This window comes from Cobetia sp. Ld8 (genome assembly GCF_045066615.1).
In the GTDB taxonomy this organism is placed as follows: Bacteria; Pseudomonadota; Gammaproteobacteria; order Pseudomonadales; family Halomonadaceae; genus Cobetia; species Cobetia amphilecti.
This window is the reverse complement of sequence record NZ_JBISHF010000007.1, coordinates 635,830-654,891: the sequence shown is the minus strand read 5'-3', so window position 1 is coordinate 654,891 and position 19,062 is coordinate 635,830. Positions and strand designations below refer to the sequence as shown.

At 61.4% G+C, this 19,062-nt stretch carries 16 protein-coding genes; 13 read left to right on the top strand and 3 right to left on the bottom strand.

The window, feature by feature from the left end; translation table 11 throughout:
- Window positions 1-142 precede the first annotated feature (142 nt).
- Together ACJJV2_RS07610 and ACJJV2_RS07605 are read left to right on the top strand one after the other, a co-directional pair.
- Window positions 143-469 (top strand): ArsR/SmtB family transcription factor, encoded by a 327-nt coding sequence (locus ACJJV2_RS07610; protein WP_405279624.1) that lies wholly within the window; start codon window positions 143-145, stop codon window positions 467-469.
- Window positions 470-626: 157 nt separating this feature from the next.
- A complete protein-coding gene (locus ACJJV2_RS07605) occupies window positions 627-1,754 on the top strand; it encodes a hypothetical protein (protein WP_405279621.1) in 1,128 nt (375 codons plus the stop codon).
- Between the two features lie 52 nt (window positions 1,755-1,806).
- Here ACJJV2_RS07605 and ACJJV2_RS07600 read toward each other — a convergent pair whose 3' ends face one another.
- Window positions 1,807-3,348, bottom strand: coding sequence for a PLP-dependent aminotransferase family protein (locus ACJJV2_RS07600; protein ID WP_405279618.1), 1,542 nt, complete (start codon window positions 3,346-3,348; stop codon window positions 1,807-1,809).
- 439 nt (window positions 3,349-3,787) lie between these two features.
- Between ACJJV2_RS07600 and ACJJV2_RS07595 the strand changes: the two genes are divergently transcribed.
- The 10 genes from ACJJV2_RS07595 to ACJJV2_RS07550 all read left to right on the top strand — a co-directional run bounded on the left by ACJJV2_RS07595 (window position 3,788) and on the right by ACJJV2_RS07550 (window position 15,297).
- Complete coding sequence (locus ACJJV2_RS07595) at window positions 3,788-5,212, top strand: APC family permease (protein ID WP_131432121.1); 1,425 nt, start codon at window positions 3,788-3,790, stop codon at window positions 5,210-5,212.
- Between the two features lie 155 nt (window positions 5,213-5,367).
- On the top strand, window positions 5,368-6,861 hold the full coding sequence (locus tag ACJJV2_RS07590) for an NAD-dependent succinate-semialdehyde dehydrogenase (RefSeq protein WP_131432122.1): 1,494 nt from the start codon (window positions 5,368-5,370) through the stop codon (window positions 6,859-6,861).
- Window positions 6,862-6,970: 109 nt separating this feature from the next.
- Entirely contained in the window at window positions 6,971-8,242 is a 1,272-nt protein-coding gene (gene gabT / locus ACJJV2_RS07585) for a 4-aminobutyrate--2-oxoglutarate transaminase (RefSeq protein ID WP_405279613.1), read from the top strand.
- A gap of 354 nt (window positions 8,243-8,596) precedes the next feature.
- Window positions 8,597-8,719 (top strand): hypothetical protein, encoded by a 123-nt coding sequence (locus tag ACJJV2_RS07580; RefSeq protein ID WP_405279610.1) that lies wholly within the window; start codon window positions 8,597-8,599, stop codon window positions 8,717-8,719.
- Window positions 8,712-10,136 carry an amino acid permease gene (locus ACJJV2_RS07575; RefSeq protein ID WP_405279607.1) on the top strand — a complete coding sequence of 475 codons (1,425 nt, stop codon included), beginning with the start codon at window positions 8,712-8,714 and terminating at the stop codon, window positions 10,134-10,136. Before ACJJV2_RS07580 ends, ACJJV2_RS07575 begins: the two co-directional genes overlap by 8 nt.
- Complete coding sequence (gene mmuM, locus ACJJV2_RS07570) at window positions 10,126-11,130, top strand: homocysteine S-methyltransferase (protein WP_405279604.1); 1,005 nt, start codon at window positions 10,126-10,128, stop codon at window positions 11,128-11,130. The genes ACJJV2_RS07575 and mmuM overlap by 11 nt, the downstream gene beginning before the upstream one ends.
- Before the next feature lie 237 nt (window positions 11,131-11,367).
- Window positions 11,368-12,021, top strand: a complete 654-nt coding sequence (locus ACJJV2_RS07565; protein WP_405279602.1) for a DsbA family oxidoreductase — start codon at window positions 11,368-11,370, stop codon at window positions 12,019-12,021.
- Between the two features lie 140 nt (window positions 12,022-12,161).
- Complete coding sequence (gene rihA, locus ACJJV2_RS07560) at window positions 12,162-13,103, top strand: pyrimidine-specific ribonucleoside hydrolase RihA (protein WP_405279600.1); 942 nt, start codon at window positions 12,162-12,164, stop codon at window positions 13,101-13,103.
- A gap of 110 nt (window positions 13,104-13,213) precedes the next feature.
- A complete protein-coding gene (locus ACJJV2_RS07555) occupies window positions 13,214-14,917 on the top strand; it encodes a GMC oxidoreductase (RefSeq protein ID WP_405279597.1) in 1,704 nt (567 codons plus the stop codon).
- A 152-nt stretch (window positions 14,918-15,069) separates the two neighbouring features.
- Window positions 15,070-15,297 (top strand): glutaredoxin family protein, encoded by a 228-nt coding sequence (locus tag ACJJV2_RS07550; protein ID WP_054556954.1) that lies wholly within the window; start codon window positions 15,070-15,072, stop codon window positions 15,295-15,297.
- Between the two features lie 137 nt (window positions 15,298-15,434).
- On the opposite strand, the gene ACJJV2_RS07545 is transcribed toward ACJJV2_RS07550, so the two are convergent.
- Window positions 15,435-16,379 (bottom strand): hypothetical protein, encoded by a 945-nt coding sequence (locus ACJJV2_RS07545; RefSeq protein ID WP_405279594.1) that lies wholly within the window; start codon window positions 16,377-16,379, stop codon window positions 15,435-15,437.
- Between the two features lie 44 nt (window positions 16,380-16,423).
- Entirely contained in the window at window positions 16,424-17,083 is a 660-nt protein-coding gene (locus ACJJV2_RS07540) for a GntR family transcriptional regulator (protein ID WP_405279591.1), read from the bottom strand.
- Between the two features lie 395 nt (window positions 17,084-17,478).
- On the opposite strand from ACJJV2_RS07540, the gene ACJJV2_RS07535 reads away from it, so the two are divergent.
- Window positions 17,479-18,978 (top strand): malonyl-CoA decarboxylase, encoded by a 1,500-nt coding sequence (locus ACJJV2_RS07535; RefSeq protein ID WP_405279588.1) that lies wholly within the window; start codon window positions 17,479-17,481, stop codon window positions 18,976-18,978.
- Window positions 18,979-19,062 lie beyond the last annotated feature (84 nt).

Here is a 19,062-nt window from a genome sequence, read left to right as displayed (position 1 = left end):
ACTCCTAGAATCTATATTTCTAGAAACATGGAAACGATGCAAAGCCTAGATTGCAGCTCACGCTTGTGTCAACTATAATTCTAGAAATATCGAAACATATGCTTTCACCTCTCCAGACGACACGCTTAACAGGATGACTGCCATGGAACATGATGCCGCTGCCGCCAGCCTTGCCGAGCTGGGCAACCCTCACCGCCTGGCGATCTTCCGCTTTCTGGTCAAGGCCGGCTTCGACGGTGCCACGGTGGGCAACATCCAGCATGCGCTGGAAATCCCGGGCTCCACGCTCTCACATCACCTCAGTCGCATGGCCGCCGTCGGCCTGATCACCCAGAAGAAACAGGGGCGCAGCATCATCTGCGTGCCGCAGTACGGGCACCTGCAGGCGGTGATCGAATTTCTGTGCAACGAGTGCTGTATCGGGCTCGAGGAAGAGGTCGTGCCTGCGCTGGATGCTGACCAGGAGTGATGACCAAGCGCTTCGGGCGTCGCAAGACGCCTGTCAGCGATTTTGCTACCCTGCGCTGCCGAGCAGTTTGATCAATCGAGACTCTTGAATGCCAAAAGCGCCTGACGACTCCTTAATCCCCTCCCTGCGCGCCTGGCTCGTCGGGTTTGGCCTGAGCATGACGACGCTGGCCGCCTCGCCGGCGCTCGCCGCACAGGACATGGATTACGACCAGCCGGAAGCCTTCGCCACTCTGAAGAAGGCGGTCAGCTATTTCGATGAAATGGACACCTTGCCGGAAGAGGCCTGGATCAGCCGCGATCAAGCGTCTGCGCGCAGCGATATGGACGAGATGATCGAGGAAGCCATGCAGGCCCTCGACGTGCCACAACTCTCGACACTGCGCAGCACCTATCGCCAGGTCGAGGACAAGATTCGCGAATCGCGCGGCGAGATTTCCGAGTTGAAGGAAAAGCGCATCCTCGCGCCGGACACTGATGTCTCGACGCTGACGCGCCTCACGCCCACCGATACCCTGCGCGAATTCACCGCCAGCACGCGCGGCGATTATGATCTGCTGATCGCCGCGCATGAGAAGAACATCGCCGCCTATCAAGACGAGCTGACCACGCTGGAAGGCAAGCTGGCTGCGCGACTCGAGGAGATCGGTATCACCCTGACGCCGGACCAGGTCCAGGTGTGGCTATCTTCGGTAGTCGGCGATGATGTGCTGACCATGAGTGTCGTCTTCGCCAGCATCAAGTCGGTGGCCCAGCAGCTCGCCGAGCTGACCCGCGACAGCGGCGAGAACCTCGACTACGCGCGCCGTTATTACGGCATGGTCGTCATGCTTCACCGCATGATCGTGACCATGCAGCAGGACTTCATCACGCGCGTGAATGATGAAGTATTGCCGCAACTGCAAGGCTTCGCCGACGAAGCCGAGGCCACCACGCGCGAAGCTCGCACGCTGATCAAGCAAGGCGGATCACGCGAGAGTCTGGTGAACAACATCCGCGCCAATGCGCTGACGCTCAAGACGATCAACCTGTATCGCTCGCTGGTAACCGAGCAGCGCGACCGCGTCACGACCTCTCTGACCAAGAGCCAGCGCGAGCTTGCGGTGGCGACCAATACCTATCGCACCGTCAAGCTCAGCGCCCACGTCGCCGACCTGATCCGCCAGGGCGTCAAGACCTTCGACACCCTCGCCGGCCTGCAGGTACCGGTCGCCACCAGCTTCGAGAACAGCGCCATGCGCGAGGAATTCCGCAAGCTGACCGAGCGCATGCAGCAGGCAAAATAACCCACGCAATCAGCGTCGATACCACGTCTTCGCCCTGCCGGCGGAGGCGTTTTCAGTTGTGGCGGCGAATATCCCGCATGCTCAGAATGCTCTCCAGCGTGCGTCTCAGGCGCGCCACCTCACTGACCAGACTCTCGCCCGCCAGCATGCCGACCCCCAGCACCAGCCCGCGCCGCGAGTCCTCGCTGCTGCAGACCATGCTCAGTGGCCGCACGATCAGATGCTCCTTGACCATCAGCTGCGCGACGCGCTGATCGTCGATCTCGGGGGCGAACTGCACGCACAGGCTGATGCCGCGCGACGGCGGCGAGATGCTGATCACGCCCTTCACCTGACACAGCTGGTCATGCACCACCTGCTGCCGGCCGAGATAATCGCGCTGGATGCGCTGATACCAGGCGTCCAGATCGCCATCGGCGATGAACTGCGCCAGCACCGCCTGATCCAGCATGCGCCCCTCACGGAACACCTCGCTGCGCAGGCGGTTCATCGGCCCGGCCAGCGCACGCGGTACCACCAGATAGCCCAGCCGCAGCCCGGGGAACATCAGCTTGGAGAACGACCCCACCAGCAGGCGATTGCCGGAATCGGGATCAAACAGCAGCTCGCCGTGATCATCACCGCTGAACTCGTAATCATCCTCGAGGATATAGGCGGGCTGACAGGCCTCGCACAGTCTCTGCTTGTCACGCCGCGAGGTGGGCACACTCAGCGGATAGTGATGCGAGCCGGTGAAGTAGGCGATCTGCACCGGCCCCTCGCCAAGCGAGGTGAGATCGTGTCCTGCCTCACTTGTCGTATCACTCGTCGTATCGCTCACCGGCCGCCACGGAATCTGGCGGGTCTCGAGGCCTGCGGCCAGGAAGACATTGCGCGCGCCCCAATAACAGGGCGACTCCATCACTACCCGCTGCCCGGCATCCGCCAGCGCCAGCGCGCACAGCTCGATGCCGTGGTGGGTGCCCTCGGTGATGATGATCTGCTGGGTATCGCAATCGATATTGCGCCAACGACGCAGAAAATCGCGGATCTCACGCTTGAGCGGGCCATAGCCGCCGCTGGAGTAGGACAGCAACAGCGCGTTGTGGGGCACCGTCACGCTGGCATACAGCTGACGCCACTTGCGCATCGGAAAGCGCGCGATGTCCGGAATACCCGGCACGAAGGCGCCACTCTGGATCAGGCTCGCCCCTTGCCCGCCCAGCACCTTGCGGGCCCGAGCTGACAACGGCAGCGGTGCCGGTGCTGCCCCCGCCGCGACCGCCCCTGATTCACCCGGCCCTAACTCCGCCGCCCCGAACTCCCCCGACCCCGCGCTGGCCCGGCGCGCATGCGGGCGACGCGTCCAGGTGCCCTGACCCTGGCCGGTGTGCAGATAGCCCTCCTCGATCAGCGACTTGATGGCCAAGGCCAGCGTATTGCGCGCCACCCCCAGCGCCTCGCACAGCTTGCGGTGCGGCGGCAGCCGCGCGCCCAGCGGCCATTGCTCACGAATCACCTCGAGCAACGCCTGCTCCAGCCGTACCTGCTTGCCCAGGGTCTCGGACTGGCGGCGATAACATTCGATCAGCGGCTCAAGCGCGGCCAGTTCCATCCCGGTCTCCCGTTGTCGTTGTCGTTGTCGTTGTCGTTGTCGTAGTGCTGTCACGCAGCTTCCCGAGGTCGTCCCCCCCCGCCAGCCACTCGCCTGTCAGGCGGCGTGCAACGCCCATTCAGCCCTGATTATCCGCAGCCCCTGCTGATTGGTCCAGTCAAACGCAAAATTGGTCTATTCGCCATCGGGCATGGCGCTGGTAGCGTGTGTTTCAGGCGTTGCCTACTGACTGATGCTCACAGCGAAATGATTGCTGAATCGCTCTTGGCTCCCCCTTTACAGGAGCGACCTTTCAGCAAGCATCAGCCAGCGACAGGACTGTCATTACTTCTCGTTCATGCCAGCAAGCTTTGGATTTGAAATTGAGAAGAGCGCACGGGACATCAGCAGGAAACGGCTTCGCTATATAACAAATTCCAAGATCGATTTGAGTATTCCAATGAACAACAGTACTCCCCCTGCAGAACAGCTAGTCAGAGTCCTTGCGCGTGGCGACGTCCTGGCACTTGCCTTCGGCGCCATGGTCGGTTGGGGCTGGATCGTCCTCACCGGCGGCATGATTCAGGATGCCGGCAGCGTCGGCGCCATCATCGCTTTCATCATTGGCGGCATCGCCGTCGTCCTGATCGGTCTGACCTATGCAGAACTGGCAGCAGCCATGCCCAAGGTGGGCGGTGAGCATGTCTACAGCTACCGGGCCATGGGGCATTTCTCTTCCTTCCTGTGCACCTGGACCATCATTCTCGGCTATCTGAGCGTGGTGTCCTTCGAGGCGGTGGCATTGCCCACGGTCATCGAGAACCTCGCGCCCAACTATGCCGTTGGCCACATGTGGACCATCGCCGGTTGGGATGTGAAGGCGACCTGGGTGGCTGTCGGTGTCGGCGGCTCGCTGGCCATGATGGCGATCAACTATGTCGGGATCACCACTGCCGCACTGCTGCAGAAGGTCGTCACAGGCGTAATTCTGATCGCCGGCGTCCTGTTCGTGACCGGCGCCTTGTTCGAAGGTGATGTCGCCAACATGACACCGCTGTTCACCCAATCCGAAGGCGGCGTGGTGGCAGGCATCATCGCGGTGCTGGTACTGGTGCCTTTCCTGTTCGTCGGCTTCGACGTCATTCCGCAGGCCGCAGAGGAAATCAATCTGCCCTACAACGCCATCGGCAAGGTGCTGATGATGTCCGTGGTACTGGCCGTGGTCTGGTATGCGCTGATCATTCTGGCCACCAGCATGGCGCTGGATCATGACTCCCTGCTGGCAAGTTCACTGAGCGTGCCGGACGCCATGGGCGCCCTGTTCAATTCGCCCTGGGCCAGCAAGCTGATGATCCTTGCAGGTATCGCCGGCATCATCACCAGCTGGAATGCCTTCTACATTGGTGGCTCTCGCGCCATCTATGCCTTGGCACATGCCGGCATGCTGCCTGCCTGGCTGGGCAAGCTGCACCCCAAGCACAAGACGCCCACCAATGCGGTACTGCTGATCGGTCTGCTGTCCTGCATCGCGCCTTTCTTCGGTCGTCCGGCACTGGTGTGGATCGTCGATGCGGGTGGCCTGGGTATCGTCATCGCCTATCTGTTCGTCGCGATCTCGTTCCTGATCCTGCGTATCCGTGAGCCCGACATGCCGCGTCCGTTCCGCGTCCGCCACGGCAAGCTCTGCGGCACACTGGCCATCCTTCTGTCCTTCGGCATGGCCTGCCTGTATCTGCCGGGTAGTCCTTCCGCGCTGACCGGTACCGAATGGCTGATCTTCGGCGCCTGGATGGCTCTGGGTCTGGTGATGTATGTCATCGCCCTGAAGCAATTCGGCCGAGCCTATAGCGACCGTGTCATGGCACCGGCTTTCACGGCGCAGTAAACACGCAATACCTACACCGCTGGGCAGTCTGTTCCGCCTGCCCAGCCATCTCGACTCAGTCATATTCGAGCCGACTCGAGAGCAGCTGACGCCTCTTGCGACATGCTGCTCACTCCATGAATGACCTGCACGCCAGAACGCCAGAGGAGCTTCACATGTCCCGTTCCGCCCTCCCGATCAGCGACTTCCTGAAGCGCTACGTCAACTCGGAAACCAGCAGCGACGTCTTCGTCCCGGCGCTCATCGGTACCGAGCACCGCGAGACCGGCACCACCTTCAACGTGACCAATCCGGCCACCGGCGAGCAGCTGGCGCGTGTCGCCGAGGTCAGCGCCGATGACACCCGTGACGCCGTCGCCGCGGCCGAGATCGCCGGCAACGCCTGGAAGAAGGTGCCGGTCAAGGAGCGTTCCGCACTGCTGCGTCGCTGGTTCGATCTGGTGCTGGCGCACCGGGAAGACCTCGCGCAGCTGATGACGCTGGAACAGGGCAAGCCGATGGCGGAGTCGCGTGGCGAGGTGACCTACGGTGCCTCCTTCATCGAATTCTTCGCCGAAGAAGCCAAGCGCATGGCCGGTGAGACCCTGCCATCCCACGGCGCCGACAAGCGCCTGATGGTGCTGCGCGAGCCAATCGGTGTGGTAGCCGCGATCACGCCGTGGAACTTCCCGCTGGCGATGATCACCCGCAAGTGCGCCCCGGCGATCGCCGCTGGCTGCGCGGTAGTCATCAAGCCGGCCGAAGCCACCCCGCTGACCGCGCTGGCATTGGCGGACCTGGCGCTGGAAGCCGGCCTGCCGAAGGGGCTGATCAGTGTCGTCACCGCCATGAAGCCGATCGCCATCGGGGAAGTGCTGACCACCGATCCGCGCATCCGCAAGGTGTCCTTCACCGGCTCCACCCCGGTGGGCAAGACGTTGATGGCGCAGTGTGCCTCCACCGTCAAGAAGACCGCGATGGAGCTGGGCGGCAACGCCCCCTTCATCGTCTTCGATGATGCCGATCTGGATGCAGCCGTCGATGGCGCCATCGCCTCCAAGTTCCGCAACGCCGGCCAGACCTGCGTGTGCACCAACCGATTCCTCGTTCAGGACGGTGTCTACGACGCCTTCGTCGCCAAGCTCGCGGCACGTGTCGAGAGCATGCAGGTCGGTGATGGCCTGGTCGAAGGCAACACCATCGGCCCGCTGATCAACGATGCGGCGGTCAACAAGGTGCAGAGCCACGTCGATGATGCCGTCAGCAAGGGCGCGCGCCTGGTCACCGGCGGCAAGAAGCACGCTCTCGGTCACAGCTTCTTCGAGCCGACCGTGCTGGCCGATGTCACTACCGACATGGTCGTCGCGGATGAGGAAACCTTCGGCCCGCTGGCGCCGGTGTTCCGCTTTGGCAAGGACGAGGAAGCCATCGCGATGGCCAACGACACCCCGTTCGGGCTGGCCGCGTATTTCTACGCCAACGATTACCGCCGCATCTGGCACACGCTGGAAGCGCTGGAATACGGCATGGTCGGCGTCAACGAAGGCCTGATCTCCACCGAACTCGCCCCCTTCGGTGGCATCAAGGAATCCGGACTGGGTCGCGAAGGCTCGCACCACGGCCTGGAAGAGTTCACCGAGCTCAAATACGTCTGCATCGGCGGCCTCTGAGGCGCGGCACGGCAACTCTCGACAAGATCCCCGCACGCCACGGCGTGCGGGCCCCGAACAGTGACAGGCGTGTACAGAGCATGCCGATGAAATCCGTACGGAGAACAAGATGAACAACGCTCAACTCGAAACTCTCAAGAAGAAGTACGTTGCACGTGGTGCCGCCACCGCCACCCCGCAGTCAGCCGACACCGCACTGAACGCGGAAATCTGGGATGCGGACGGCAACCGCTGGATCGACTTCGCCGGTGGTATCGGCGTGCTCAACCTGGGTCACCGTCACCCGAAGATCGTCGCCGCCGTCAAGGCGCAGCTCGACAAGGTCATGCACACCGCCGCGGGCGTCATCTCCTACGCCCCGTACGTGCAACTGAGCCAGAAGCTGGCCGAGATGACGCCTGTGCGTGGCCCCGAGCGCAAGACCTTGCTGGTCAACTCCGGCGCCGAAGCCGTCGAGAACGCCATCAAGATCGCACGTGCCGCCACTGGTCGCAGCGGTGTCATCACCTTCGACGGCGCCTTCCACGGCCGCACGATGATGACTCTGGCGATGACCGGCAAGGTGCTGCCGTACAAGAATGACTTCGGCCCGATGCCGGGTGACATCTTCCGTGCGCCCTACCCGAACCCGATTCACGGCATCAGCGAAGAGCAGTCCCTGAACGCCATCCGCACCCTGTTCAAGACTGACATCGCACCGCACCGGACCGCAGCCATCGTCATCGAGCCGGTCCAGGGCGAAGGCGGCTTCTATATCGCCTCGCCAAGCTTCCTGACCGCACTGCGCGAACTGTGTGACGAGCACGGCATCCTGCTGATCGCTGACGAAGTACAGTCCGGCTTTGCGCGTACCGGCAAGCTGTTCGCGATGGAGCACAGTGGTGTCGAGGCCGACATCATGACCATGGCCAAGAGCCTGGCCAACGGCATGCCGCTGTCGGCCGTCGTGGGTACCGCCGAGGTGATGGATGCCTCCGGCCCGGGTTCGCTCGGTGGCACCTACAGCGGCAACCCGCTGTCCTGCGCAGCGGCGCTGGCCGTCATCGACGTCATTCGTGAAGAAAACATCCTGGAGCGCAGCACCCAGATGGGCGAGCTGCTGGCCGCGCGTTTCGCCAAGTGGGAAGAGCGCTTCGCGCATGTCGCGCACTCACGCAACCAGGGCTCCATGGCGGCCTTCGAGCTGGTGGACGCCAAGGGCCAGCCGGACGCCGCCGCCACCGCCGCCGTGTGTGCCAAGGCCAAGGAGCTGGGGCTGATCCTGCTGTCTTGTGGTTTCTACTCCAACACCATCCGTATCCTGGTGCCGCTGACCGTCGAGCCGGAAGTGCTCGAGGAAGGTCTCGCCATCATCGAGCAGGCGCTGGAAAGCCTCGCCTGATCGCTTGCCTGGCGCAGAACGTCTAGCGCAGGCATGCAGAAAAACAGCGGCCACCTACGGGTGGCCGTTTTGCGTTTTCTGCAACCTGATATCGCACAATATGACACGAGAAAAGGCGGCGCCATCATTGTGAAAAGTCTAGCGATATGCGCCACGACCCCGTTTCAAGGCGTGAGATGAATTATCACGCCAATCCCTGCCGCTGCGGGGTTCGTCAACCACCAATCGCGCACCTCACCGTTAGTTGCCCATCTAAATATATAGCCAATCGGCTTGATGATTCGTTGGGATAGACTTTATCGCTCATTTATCATATCCGGCCTGTTTCCCTCCCACCTCCAGCCGGTTTCTGCCATGCCACATGTGTCCATCCATCCGCACTGCCTGCACGAGCGCGGCCTGCACGAGCAAGCTCTGATCACCAGCCTGAGCGACAGTCAGATCATCAGCTCCACGAGTGACACCCACCATGTCTGACAGCAACGCCACCGACTTCAAACGCAGCATGCAGCAGCGCCATCTGGTGATGTTGTCATTGGGCGGTGTGATCGGCACCGGCCTGTTTCTCAGCTCCGGCTATACCATTCAGCAGGCGGGCCCGGCGGGTGCGGTACTCGCCTATCTGATCGGCGGCCTGGTGGTCTATCTGGTGATGATGTGCCTCGGCGAACTGGCCGTGCATCACCCGGAACCCGGCGCCTTTAGCGCCCACGCCACCCGCTATCTGGGCCCTGCCACCGGCTATACCGTGGCCTGGCTCTACTGGCTGACCTGGGCCGTGGCGCTGGGGTCGGAATTCACCGCCTCCGCCGTGTTCATGGGGCGCTGGTTCCCCGGCGTCGAGCCATGGATCTGGTGCGGCATCTTCTCGCTGATCGTGTTCGGCATGAACATCGTCTCGGCGCGCTTCTTCGCCGAATCCGAATTCTGGCTGTCGCTGATCAAGGTCGCCGCGGTGATCGTGTTCATCGCGGTGGGCGCCGCCGCCATGTTCGGCTTCACGCCCCTGGCGGGTAACGTCGAGGCGCCGGGCGTCACGCGTATCCTGCAGGAAGGCGTGTTCGATCACGGCGTGATGCCGATTCTGATGACGCTGCTGGCCGTCAGCTTCGCCTTCTCCGGCACCGAGCTGATCGGCATCGCCGCCGGCGAAAGCGAGAACCCCGAGAAGAATGTGCCCCTGGCGATCCGCGCGACCCTGTGGCGCCTGATCATCTTCTTCATCGGCACCATCATCGTCATCGCCGCCCTGTTGCCGCAGGACAGCGCCGGCCTCAAGGAAAGCCCCTTCGTGGCGGTCTTCCAGCTCACCGGCATTCCCTACGCGGCGGATATCATGAACTTCGTGATCATCACCGCGCTGCTGTCGGCGGCCAATTCCGGCCTCTACGCCGCCTCGCGCATGCTGTGGACCCTGGCGGACCAGAAGACGCTGCCGCGCGTATTCAGTCGCGTCAATCAGCGCGGCATTCCGGTGCCCGCACTGCTGATCACCATGCTCGGCGGCCTGCTGTCGCTGCTCTCCAGCGTGTATGCCGAGGACACCCTCTATCTGGCGCTGGTGTCGATTTCCGGGCTTGCCGTGGTGCTGGTGTGGATGGCGATCGCCGCCAGCCAGTTCAGCTTCCGCCGCCAGTGGCTGAAGGCCGGCCATAGCGCCAGCGAGCTGACCTACCGTGCGCCGCTGTATCCCGTCGTGCCGATTGCCGCCTTCCTGTTCTGCGCGCTGGCCTGCATCGGTATCGCCTTTGATCCCAACCAGCGCATCGCGCTCTACTTCGGCGTGCCCTTCGTGGCGCTGTGCTATCTGGTGCACTATCTGACCCATCGCACGTCTGGTGACGCCGCGAAATCTGACAACCCGACCCCGCAGGAGGCCCTCGATGCCCGCTGATGCCACCCGCAATCCGCTGAGCGCCATCACCGCGCGCCAGCCCTTCATGATCGTCGATGGCGCCCTGGCCACCGAGCTTGAGCGCGCCGGGTTCGATCTCAACGACTCGCTGTGGTCGGCCAAGGTGCTCGCCGATGATCCGCAGGCGATCGTCGATGTCCACCGCGCCTACTTCGAGGCCGGTGCCGATGTCGCCACCACGGCCAGCTACCAGGCAACGCTTGAAGGCCTGATGGCACGCAGCCTGAGCGAGACCCAGGCCAGCGCGTTGATCCAGCGCTCCGTGACCCTGGCGGCGCAGGCCCGCAGCGACTATCTGGCCGCGCACCCGGAGCGCCTGGACTGCCCGCCGCTGGTCGCGGCCTCCGTCGGCCCCTATGGCGCCTGGCTCGCCGATGGCAGCGAATACCGTGGCGGCTACGCGCTGGACCGCGCCGGTCTGCGCGACTTCCACCGTGCCCGCCTCGCCACGCTGCTCGATGCCAAGCCGGACGTGCTCGCCGTCGAGACACTCCCCTGCGCCGAGGAAGCACTGGCCGTGTGTGATCTGCTGCGCGATGAATTCCCGACCGCGCGTGCCTGGATCGCCTTCAGCGCGCGCAACGCCACCGAATTGAGCGACGGCACGCCGATCCGTGACGCCGTGCGCGCCATCGCCGACTGCGAGCAGGTGGTCGCCATCGGCGTCAACTGCACCGCGCTTGAGCACATCGAATCGCTGGTGCGCGAGATTCGCGGCGAGACGGACAAGGACATCGTCATCTACCCGAACTCCGGTGAGGTCTATGATCCGGTCACCAAGACCTGGTCTGCCGCCTGCGCCGTCTCAGATGCCGATGGCCACGGCTCTGAGCATGGCTATGACCACGACCATGACCTCGCCGGCTGGACACCGCGCTGGCTGGCCGCCGGCGCCACGGCTATCGGTGGCTGCTGCCGCACCGGCCCGGACGACATCCGCGCCCTGTCGGATCTGCGCAAGGCGCTGAGTTGATTGAGGGGCTGAGTCCGGTGCAGTGAATACGCAGAGCTGAACTCGAGGCACTGAACCCGAACGCCCTGTCCGGTCATGACACATGATCGGTCAGGGCGTTTTCGGTAGCGTCCCACGCCCAGAATCTCTAGGATGGCAGGACACTGATGAGCGATTGCTCAAAATCATTTCGACGTGCTCTCATGCGCCCTTCACGTTGTAGTGAAGAGCGCTTGAGAGATCAGCAGGAGAATCCCCATGTCACAGCTCGATATCCAGGTCGCCTACGACGTGGTCTGCCCCTGGTGCTGGATCGGCAAGCGCCATCTCGATGACGCCATCGCGCAACTCGACTTCAAGGATGAGGTGCGCGTGAACTACCTGCCCTTCCAGCTCAATCCGTGGGTGCCGCGTGAAGGCATGCTGCGGGCCGACTACCGCGCGCAGAAGTTCGGCAGTGTCGAGCGCGGCGCGGAACTGGATGCCCAGGTGGCCCAGGCCGGCGCGCAGAGCGGCGTCACCTTCCGCCATGCCCTGATGGAGCGCACGCCCAACTCCACCGATGCCCAGCGCATCGTGTGGCGCCAGCAATCCAAGGGTCTGGCGGAGCGCCCGCTGCTGGAAGCCCTGTTCACTGCCTACTTCCACGATGGCAAGGACGTGGGTGACCGGCAGGTGCTGGCCGAGATCGCAAGCCAGCACGATGACGACCTGAGCATCGAGCAGGCGCTGGCTTTCCTTGAATCCGACGCGGGCGAGCAGGAAGTCGCCGCCCAGCAGGAGGCGCTGCGCAACGCCGGTATCCAGTCGGTGCCCAGCACCATCGTCGGCCAGTACTACGTGCCCGGCGCGCAGCCGGTGGACGTGCTGGTGCAGATGCTCAATGAGGCGCGTGCCCAGCAGGCGGACTGATCCGCCCCGCATTGCCGCGAATGCCCTGACAGACGACACGCCCTTCGCAAGGATGGCGTGTCGTTTTGCGTTCAGGCATAAAGGAAAAGCTTATAGAGGCAAACCACGACAACAAGACGACTCACGACAAGGACTGCCGCATGCCGCGCCCCATCATTCTCGATTGCGATCCCGGCCACGACGACGCCATCTCGCTGATTCTGGCCCTCAGCGCTACTGAACTTGAGGTGCTGGCCGTCACCACCAGCGCCGGCAATCAGACGCCCGACAAGACGCTCAACAATGCGCTGCGGGTGCTCACACTGCTGGGCCGCCACGATATCCCGGTGGCAGGCGGTGCGCCCAAGCCCTTGGCGCGCGAGCTGATCATCGCCGACAACGTGCATGGCGAAAGTGGCCTGGATGGCCCTGAACTACCGGACCCCGGCTTTGCCCCCGTCACCCAGAGCGCCATCGAGCTGATGGCCGAGAAGGTCCGCGCCTGTGAGCAGAAGGTCACGCTGGTGCCCTCCGGCCCGCTGACCAACATCGCGCTGTTTCTCTCAGCCTATCCTGAGCTGCACCCGCGCATCGACAGCATCGTGCTGATGGGCGGCGCGGCCGGTGTCGGCAACTGGACGCCCGCCGCCGAGTTCAACATCTTCGTCGACCCCGAAGCCGCCGACATGGTGTTCAAGTCCGGCCTGCCCATCGTGATGTGCGGGCTGGACGTCACCCATCAGGCGCAGATCATGGATGAGGACATCGAGCGCATCCGCGCCATCGACAATCCCGTCGCCCAGTGTGTCGCCGAGCTGCTCGACTTCTTCATGATCTACCATCGCGATCCCAAGTGGGGCTTCAACGGCGCGCCGTTGCATGATCCCTGCACCATCGCCTGGCTGCTGGCGCCTGAGCTGTTCACCACGGTGGAGTGCTGGGTCGGCGTCGAGACACAGGGCGAGCACACCCAGGGCATGACGGTGGTGGACCGCTATCAGCTCACCGGCAAGCCGCACAACGCCAGGGTGTTGTTCGATATCGACCGCCAGGGCTTCGTCGACCTGATCGTCCGGCAGCTGGCGCAGCATTTCCCTCACTAGCCCCCTCGCTAGCTAGCCCGTTCGCCAGCATTCCTGAGGCAGTCGCCCAGCCAGCGCCGTGCGAAGGAGTCTTTCCTGCTGAGCGCAGCGCTTCCCTGAAGAGAGCCGCCATGTCAGAGACCGATCGCCATGCCAGTGACACCGCGCAGCAGGCGCACGTCCATAAGCACGAGCATAATCACGCCCATAAACACAACTACGACTACCTCATCGTGGGCTCGGGCTTTGGCGGCTCGGTGTGCGCGCATCGCCTGACAGAGAAAGGCTATCGCGTGGCGGTCATGGAGCAGGGCAAGCGCTGGACACCGGACAACATGCCGCGCTCCAACTGGCGGCTGAGACGCTGGTTGTGGCGGCCGATGCTGGGCCTGCGCGGCTTCTTCACCATGAGCTTTTTCCGCCATGTCATCGTGCTGCATGGCAACGCGGTGGGTGGCGGCTCCATCACCTATGCGCAGACGCTGCTGGTGCCGCCCGACAGGGTGTGGGACAACGGCCAGTGGGCGGGGCTCAATGATTGGCATGCGGTGATGCCGGCGCACTACGCCACGGCGAAGCAGATGCTCGGCGTGACGACCAATCGGATCATCGCGCCAGCGGATCACCACCTGAAACGCATGGCGCAAGTCGCCGGCTGCGAAGACACCTGGTACCCCACCGAGGTCGGCATCTTCTTCGGCCCCGAGGGAGAAAGCGGCACGCCAGCCGCCGGTAGCGCGCATGCAGACCCCTACTTCGCTGGCGAAGGCCCTGAAAGACACAGCTGCATCGGCTGCGGTGGCTGCATGATGGGCTGCCGACACGGCGCCAAGAACAGCCTCGACAAGAACTATCTGTATCTGGCCGAGAAGCACGGCGCCCAAGTGCACGCCGAGACCAAGGTGATCGATGTCGTGCCGCTCAATGGCAAGGCGGATGGGGCCGATGGCTATGCGGTGACGACGGTGCCCTCCACCTTCGCCGGGCTCTATCTTGGGCTGGGCAAGCGCCGTGTCACCTGCCAGTCCATCGTCTTCGCAGGCTCGTCGCTCGGCACCCAGGAGTTGCTGTTCCACCTCAGGGACAGGGGCTCATTGCCGAACATCTCGAACGCACTGGGCAAGCGGGTGCGCACCAATGCGGAGTCGTTGATCAGCTGTCGCATGCCGGACAGTCCCGATGACATGTCCAAGGGCATCGCCATCGGCTCCGGCATTCATATCGATGAGCACACCCATATCGAAGCCACGCGCTATCCGGCGGGCTCCGATTTCATGGGGCTGCTGTTCACCGCGATGGCCAGGGGCAAGCCCGGCTGGACACGGCCCTTCTCGTGGCTCAAGGCCATGGCGAAGGTGGTGGCGGCCAATCCACGGCGGGCGCTGAAATTCCAGCTGCCGTGGGGCTTCGCGAAGGAGACGATCATCTTTCTGTGCATGCAGACGGCGGATGGCCATCTCAACATGACGCTCAAACGCCTGTGGTACTGGCCGCTGCGCAAGGCGCTGGTCACCGAGGGCAAGCGCATCCCGACCTTCATTCCCGAGGCGAATGATTTCGTCACGCGTGGCGCAGAGGCCATCGGCGCCATCCCCGGCAGCAGCATTCCCGAGATACTCTTCAACATCCCGACCACGGCGCATTGCATGGGCGGTGCGGCCATGGCGGCCTCCCCCGAGGACGGCGTCTGCGACGGCCAGAATCGCGTCTTCCATTACCGCAACATGCTGATCTGTGACAGCTCGATGCTCGCCGCCAACCTGGGCGTCAATCCCAGCCTGACCATTACTGCACTGGCGGAACATGCGATGAGCCATATCCCGCGCAAGGGCTGATCTTCAGGATGCCTGGTGTGGGGGCGCTGATGCGGGAAGTGCTGGTGTAGAGAGCGCTGGTGTAGAGAGAAAGCGACGACTGGTATCATTGCCCGCCAGCATCTCAGGCGATGCGTACAACGCGCGGGATCGATCAACACGGGAGCACAGCAATGAAACGGGTGTCACTCTTCACCATGGCAAACTGCCCGCACTGCAAGACAGCCAAGCAGTATCTGGAGCAGCAGAAGATCGGCTTCCGCCTGGTGGATGTCCGATCCCCCGCGGGACAGAAGGAATTCGCCAAGACAGGCTTTCGCAGCGTGCCTGTCCTGAAGATTGGCGATCAGTTCTTGAAGGGGTTCAGTGTCAAAGGCTTCAATCAGTTGTATAAAGACTAAACTTTCCTCACTAGAGCCAGTAGGACGCCTAAATATTGATCGAGCTCTCTATACCGCCCTCTGAATGGGCGGGATTGTACTAGTGAGTCAACTTCAAGCAGATACAGACTTTAAACTTAAATCATGCAAATATATCTTTAGTCGCTTTTCGAGCTTATACTATTCATACCCTTTTTTATAGTAGATACGACCAAGTCTGAGTAATCAGTACTCTGAGAATTTTCTTTTCGTGAGAAAGCACTAACACCACTTATATTCCAGTTTTCAAACGCTTCCTTAAGCTGGTCCCATTCAGCATCGGCACCATAAGCATCTAGATAAAACTCACCAAACTTGATAGCATGTAGCCTTTCTCCACTTTTGAGAGACTCATGCATATATGAATTACTAATCAAGAATGCATATCTTGCCAATAGGCCAAATAAACTTACTACTATCAGACCTCTTAAAAGAGAATAAATATAGTAAGCTATAGATGAATTATTTGAACTATGATAAGCATTAGCACTATCTATAGTAACCCATATGGCAAATACAATACTTAATATAATTGAAGCAACACCGATTATTGCCCAATACTTTGAAATATCATGGAATCTATTTTCTTTATCACCCAACAAATCCAAGGCTGACTGAACAAATTTTTCAGACTTAGATTCAATATTCTTGCGACTTTCTTCTCTATAGCGCTCCTTTTCTTTTTCTGTTTCCTTAATCAATTCATTCAAACGAGAATGCTTTATCTGATATTCCTTTTCTAGTATATCTCTAGCCTGTTCAACTTCTGAAAATTTCTCAGAAAACTTAGTCTCTAGTTTCTTTTGCTCAGCGTAAAAGTGCGCTTCCCTACTGGCTATCTCATTATTAAACAGAGACTTTTGTTCAGCTAAAGATTTATTCTTAAGCATATATTCTTGTTCGATTTTATCGCGGTAATCATACATCTCGTCTTTCTGTACTGATAATTCTTTTTTCGCTTCCTCTACCTCCTGCTCCCTTCTGCGTATTTCACCGTACAACTCACTCGCTACATCAATCTTGCTCAAATTTTCATTAAATTTATTTTCAGAGAATTCATCCATAAACTTTCCTTTTAGAATACACACAAAATATTTAATACAATAAATTATACATGCAACCGCTCAATATTCGCCACTAGATCCGTAAACCTCTCCCCCTGAATATGCACATGATCCTTCAGCGCCTGTTCTGCAGCAGCGGCGTCGCCGGCTTCGATGGCGGCGACGATGGCTTCGTGTTCGGCGTAGGAGCTGTGCATGCGGTGGCGGACGTGGAGTTGCAGGCGGCGGTAAGGCTTGAGGATGGCGTGCAGGCGCGTGGCTTCTTCAGTGAGGAAGGCGTTGTGGCTGGCGCGGTAGAGACAGTGATGAAAGAGGCCGTTCTCGTAGTAGTAACCATTGGCGTCGTCGGCTTCCAGGCGTTCACGACAGGCGGCGTGGGCGTCCTTGAGTTCAGAAAGCTCCTGCGTGGTGATGCGTCGCGCGGCGAGTCGACCGCACATGGCTTCCAGTTCTGCCATGACTTCAAAGCGTTCCACCAGCTCCGAGACCCCCAGCTGCGTCACGAAGGTGCCGCGCTTGGGCACCACCTTCACCATGCCGGAGGCGGCCAACTGCTGCAGCGCCTCGCGGATCGGCGTGCGTGAACATTGGTACTCGCGCCCCAGGGCCTCGGGATCGAGCTTGGTCCCCGGCGGGAAGCGCCCTTCGACGATGGCATCTTCGAGCAGATCGCGAAGGCGCTGGGTGTGGGACATCTTGATCATCTGCGGCGTCCTTTTACTGATGCTGAGCACTGATGCTGAGCACTGATGCTGAGTGCTGATGCTGAGCACTGGTGCTGATGCCTTGCGGCCATGTTGCGGTGACGATGGCGCCAATTCCTGCCGACCTTGCCTCAATCCCCCTCACAGGCATGCCAACCGGCCATGAGGCCAGTCGCTGCCTCGTCCCCTTGCCTTCATTGAACAGGGGAAGTGGCCGCGCAGGAAACTGACTTTAGTCGTGTCTGGCATGCCAGGACTTGACGCTAACACACCAGACGCCTATCTGTTGTATACAACAAGACGAAGCCAAATATTCATTCCTCAGACGCCATACTGAGCAATGGATATGCACCAGCCACCACAGCTTCGCGTCTCGCGCCTTGAGGAAGACCGCCATGAACATCAATCTGAGTTTTCTGCAGGATCTGCTGACCCATGTCGGCCAGCGTGCCCGCCAGCAGGTCGGCCTCTCACCAGGCGCCGGCAATGAAGACACCGCCCTCGCCCGCCTGACCGAGAGCTGCCACAACCTCACCGAGAGCAGCGGTGAAGCCTCGCGCATCATGATGGCCCAGCGGGCGCTGGAGGATTATCAGCAGCTGGACCACGAGCAGCGCCTCGCCTTCTTCCATGTGCTGGCCGAGCACTACGCCGCCGATGAAGCGCGGATCCACGCCGCCTACGCGGCCTATCGTGACTCCCCGGACAACGCCAATCTGAGCACGCTGTTCGCCGCCAGCGAACCCAGGCGCCAATCGCTGCTGCGCCGTCTGAATCTATGCCCCGGCGGCACCTATGAAATCGTGCGCATGCGCGCCGACCTGCTCAAGCTCATCAAGCAGCATCCGGAGCTCAAACCGCTGGATGCCGACTTCGCGCACCTGTTCGCCTCCTGGTTCAATCGCGGCTTCCTGATGCTGGAGGCCATCGACTGGAACACCCCCGCGGCGGTGCTGGAGAAGATCATCCGCTATGAGGCGGTGCACGCCATCCAGGACTGGAGCGACCTGCGCGGGCGCCTCGACCCCGAGGACCGCCGCTGCTACGCCTTCTTCCACCCGGCCATCGGCGATGAGCCGCTGATCTTCGTCGAGGTGGCGCTGTGCAAGGGCGTGCCCAACAACATCCAGCATCTGCTCGCCAACAGCGGCCAGACCACCGAGCGCGAGGCGGATACCGCCGTCTTCTACAGCATCAGCAATTGCCAGAAGGGCCTGAAAGGCATCTCGTTCGGCAACTTCCTCATCAAGCAGGTGGTGCAGGAACTGCAACGCGAACTGCCCAATCTCAGCCGTTTCGTCACCCTCTCGCCGGTGCCCGGCTTCAGCCAGTGGCTTGAACGCGCGCGTGACGAGGAAGGCCTGGAAGTCTCCGACCTGCTGGCCCATCACCTGCAACACGATGACTGGATGAATGACGAGGAGGCCCAGCAGAAGATGGCGCCGGAACTGCGTGCCCTCGCCGCCCACTATCTGGTCAACGTCAAGCATCGCAGCGGTCAGCCGATGGACCCGGTCGCACGCTTCCACCTCGGCAACGGTGCCAGCTTGCATCGCCTCAACTGGCCCGGCGACACCTCGCCCAATGGCCGCCAGCAGGCCCACGGCCTGATGGTGAATTACCTCTACGAGCCGCACCGTATCGAGCAGAACCACGAGGCCTTCAGCCGCAACGACAGCGTGGTGTGCAGCAGCGAGGTCAAGAAGGAATCGAAAGCCAACAAGGAACTGGCCAAGGCCCCAAGGCGCGAAACCAAGAAGGAAACCGATTCCCTGTCCAGTTCGCCCCTCTCCAATTCACCCCAAACACCAAAAGCGGCCAAACAGCCGCCAGCACCGAAACCGGCTGCTGATGCCAACGACAGCAAGCAAGCGCCTGAGTCTCTGGAAGAATAAGCCGCTCGAAGAATGAGTCGCTCGGCAGGCACGCCGCCTGCCGGAGCACGCCTGACCCCAACGTCTCTTTGCGTCAATAACGCC